Origin of the sequence: Promineifilum sp. (SeqCode) (assembly GCF_041918635.1) — a bacterium.
In the GTDB taxonomy this organism is placed as follows: Bacteria; Chloroflexota; Anaerolineae; order Promineifilales; family Promineifilaceae; genus Promineifilum.
Genome location: NZ_JAYRVJ010000177.1, coordinates 1 through 3850, shown reverse-complemented (window position 1 = coordinate 3850; position 3850 = coordinate 1). Strand labels below are relative to the sequence as shown.

The following is a 3850-nucleotide window of genomic DNA, read 5'->3' as shown; positions in this document are numbered from 1 at the left end:
CGGCGGCCCGTGGCCGACATGGCATTCTTGGCCTGGTCAATGCGCCGCTTCGCCTCCTGCGAGGTGTGCAGCTGATCGCCATAGAGTCGGGCCAATTCGTCGTCGGCTCCCTTCTGGTTCTGAGATAACAACAATTGCTTCAGGATCGTGTTGTGCTCGCGCAGCTTCTCCAGCCGCCAATCGAGCACCGACAACGCCAGCGCGTCGGGCAAGCGGCCCAGCTTCGGTTCCGGTGTGGGCGACAATGTGAGCAACCCCTTAACCCTATCTGCCAGCACCGAGTCAAGACTATCGCACAATTCCGCAATCGTGGCAACCGTTGGCAGCGTCGCTCTCTGAGTAATTTCCGCGAACAGGGCCCGATCCTCGGCCAGCCGGAAATCCTCCGCGCTGACCTCGGGTATCTTCTGCGCCCTCAGGATGCGGTTGACGTGCGGCAGCACGCCGGGATACTCCAGGCACTCGCGCAGAAAGTGGGCCTCCAGCCGGTCGGGCTTGCGCATGTGGCGCGCCGACAGCTTGCCAGCCGACGACAGCCGCCCGCCCACCGCCGGCGGCAGATCGCCCCCCGGCGGCGCGTCGTCCCAGAACGGCGCGTCCTCCGGCATCGCCGGGTGCGCCCCCCCTTCCGAGGTGGGTTGCCCCTGCGCGGCCTTACTCCCCTGCGCCCCTGCGCCCCCGCTCCCCCGCTCCCCCGCTCCCCTGCTCCCCCGCCCCCCGACTCCTGTCGGGCCCCTGCCCCCCCCGCTCTTCTTCAACCTCACCTGCTCCTGCCGCACCGCCTCCACATTGACCCCCAGCGTCCGGGCCAGCACCGTCAGGTAGTGGTCGCGCTCCACCGGGTCGGCGATGTCGTTGATGAGCGGCAGCACCTGGGCGGCGGCGGCCGACTTGCCCTTGGCGTCGCCCGGCCGCAGCTCGGCGGCCACGACCTGGATGACGTAGTCCACCACCGGCCGCGCCTCCTTCAGCAGCCTGGGCCAGGCCGTCGGGTCGGTGCGGATGAGCTTGTCCGGGTCTTGCCCCTCCGGCAGGGTGACGATGCGGATGTCGGCCTTCAGCCGCCCCTCCAGCTGCACCAGCCCGCGGGCGTCGAAGCGCACGTCCAGGTCGCGGTCGAGCGTCTCCCGCGCCAACTGGAGGCTGCGCAGCGTGGCCTTGGCCCCCGCCGCGTCCGGGTCGAGGGCCAGCACGAAGCGCTTCGTCTGCTTCTGCAGCAGCCGCAGTTGCGTCTCGGTCAGGCTCGTCCCCATCTGCGCCACCACGTTGCGGAAGCCGTGCTGCCACGCCTGCATCACGTCCATGTACCCCTCGACCAGCACCACCTCCCGCGCCTCGCGGATGTGGCGCCTGGCCATGTCCAGGCCGAAGATGAGGTGGCCCTTGTCGAACAGGGGCGTCTGCGGGCTGTTCAGGTACTTGGGCACGCCATCCGGGTCGAGCGTGCGCGCCCCGAAGCCGACCACGCGGCCGTCGGCGTCGCGGATGGGGATCATCAGCCGCCCCCGGAAGCGGTCATAGCGGGTGCGGCGCTCCTCGTGCTCCGTCAGCAGCCCGACGGTCATCAGTTCCGGCTCGGTGTAGCCCTGAGCGGTGAAGTGGGTCTTCAGCGCGTCCCACGAATCGAGGGCGAAGCCCAGGCGGTAGGCGGCGATGGTGTCGTCGCTCAGCAGCCGGCCGGCGATGTAGCGGCGGGCGGCCTCGGCCTGCGGCGCGTGCAGCAGCAATTGGTGGAAGTAGAGCGAGGCGGCGTCGAGCAGGGCCGCCCAGCGCGTCTCCGACGCCTCGCGGGCGGCGTCCTTCGGCCGGTGCTCCTCCAGCGTCACCCCCGCCCGCCTGGCCAGCTCGACCAGCGCCTCCTTGAAGTCCCAGCCGTTCTTCTTCATCACGAAGGAGAACACGTCGCCCCCCTCGCTGCACGCGCCGAAGCAGCGCCACGTGCCCGACTCGGGGAAGACGTAGAAGGCGGGGGTGCGGGTGTTGGGGTGGAAGGGGCAGAAGCCGGCCCAGTTCCGGCCCGACTTGCGCAGCGTCACGCCGGCGTCCTGGATGACGTCGACGATATCGAGCCGGTTCTTAATCTCTTGCGTTACCGTCATGTCAAAGAGAAAGCATCCGCAGATTACGCAGATTGAGCAGATTACAGAATCCAAAACCCGTAGGGGCGCACCTGCGTGTGCGCCCGCCGCCCGGCGGATTCAGTTGTGGACGCGGATCAATCGGCAGGGGGAATTATAGCGCAAAGCGGGCGGATGTTCGAATAGCTTGACGACAAACCAGCCGTCGTTTGCCTGATTCGCCATTCCACTGAATACTTCCCCTTATCAACGATGTCCGGATCCAGCATGAGTAGTTACGCGTCGCTGCGGCGATCCCCACATACCACAGTGCTCATTGTCTTCGGCGCGTACTTGCTGCTCACCATCCTCATCACCTGGCCCGCCGTCGGCCGGCTGGGCGTCGCCATTCCCGACCTGCTGGGCGACGGCTACGTCCACCTGTGGACGTTCGACTGGCTCAAGCAGTCGTTCGCCGCCGGAACCGACCCGCTGTTCACCACCCAACTCTTCTTCCCCGTCGGCGCCAGTCTGGCCAACCACAACATCGCCTGGGTGCACTTTCTGCTCTGGCTGCCCCTCCAGGCGCTCCTGGGCGGGCCGGCGGCCTTCTCGCTGGTGTTCCTGCTCAACTACCCCCTCACGGCGCTGACGACCTTCCTGCTCGTGCGCCGCGTCACCGGGTCGGCCGCGGCGGCCTTCATCGGCGGGCTGGTGGCCGGCTTCTGGCCCTACAACATCTCCCACCACAGCCACCCCAACCTGATCGCCATCTGGTGGGTTCCGCTCATCCTGCTGGCCCTCGAAGACCTGTTCGCCCACCGGCGCTATCGCCACGCCGTCCTCCTGGGCGTCCTGGTCGGCCTGCTGGGCATCACGCGCTGGCAACTGCTCGTCATCAGCGGCATCCTCCTGGGCCTGGCCTTCCTCTGGCAGCTGGCCCGCTGCCCGCGCCGCCACTGGCCGCGGGTCTTCCTCCTCCTGTCCGTGGCCGGCCTCATCGCCGCCCTCCTCATGACCCCCTTCCTCCTGCCCGTCCTCAGGTATCAGGCGGCCCGCGGCAACCCGGAAGAACTGCTGGTGAGCGACGAAGAGGCCTATGGCAGCGACCTGGCCGCCTACCTGTTGCCCAGCCGCTACCATCCGCTCTGGGGGCCGGCGGTCATGCGCTTCATCGGCCGCTTTGCCGGCAACGCCGTCTACGTGCGCTTCATCGGCTTCACGCCCCTCCTGCTGGCCCTTCTCGGCGCGGTCGCCCGGTGGCGCAAAGCCCTTTTCTGGACGCTCGTGGCGCTCATCTATCTCGTCCTCTCCCTCGGCTCGCCCCTCTACGTGCTCGGTCGCCCCTACTGGACGATGCCCTACAGCCTGCTGGAGAACAGCTTCGCCTTTCAACTCGTGCGCTTCCCCGACCGCTTCAACGTCATGCTGGCTATCCCGGTCGCCGTGCTGGCCGGCCTGGGCGTGGCCTGGCTGCGCGGCCGCGTCCGGCCCCGCCCCGCCTTCGCCCTGACCGCGCTGGCCGGCGTCCTCATCGTCGTCGAGTACCTGGTCGCCTACCCCATGCTGCCCCTGACCACGCCGCCGTGGTATGCCACCCTGCCGCAATCGGACGAGCCGGTGGGGCTGCTGGACATCCCCATCTGCCCCCAGGCGGCGCACAACAAGCGCTACATGTTCTACCAGCTCCAGCACGGCCACCCGCTGGTGCAGGGCCACATCTCCCGGCCGTCGCGGGAAATGTTCGCCTTCATCGACAGCGTGCCCCTGCTCCAGCAGATCAACTGCCGGCT

2 protein-coding genes are annotated in these 3850 nt (G+C 68.2%); one reads left to right on the top strand and one right to left on the bottom strand.

Annotated elements, in window-relative coordinates:
• A partial coding sequence (dnaG, locus tag ACE3UY_RS06030; RefSeq protein ID WP_374686646.1) for a DNA primase occupies positions 1-2099 on the bottom strand: 2099 nt, incomplete at its 3' end.
• A 246-nt stretch (positions 2100-2345) separates the two neighbouring features.
• On the opposite strand from dnaG, the gene ACE3UY_RS06025 reads away from it, so the two are divergent.
• The coding region (locus ACE3UY_RS06025) for a hypothetical protein (protein ID WP_374686645.1) at positions 2346-3850 on the top strand (1505 nt) is incomplete at its 3' end.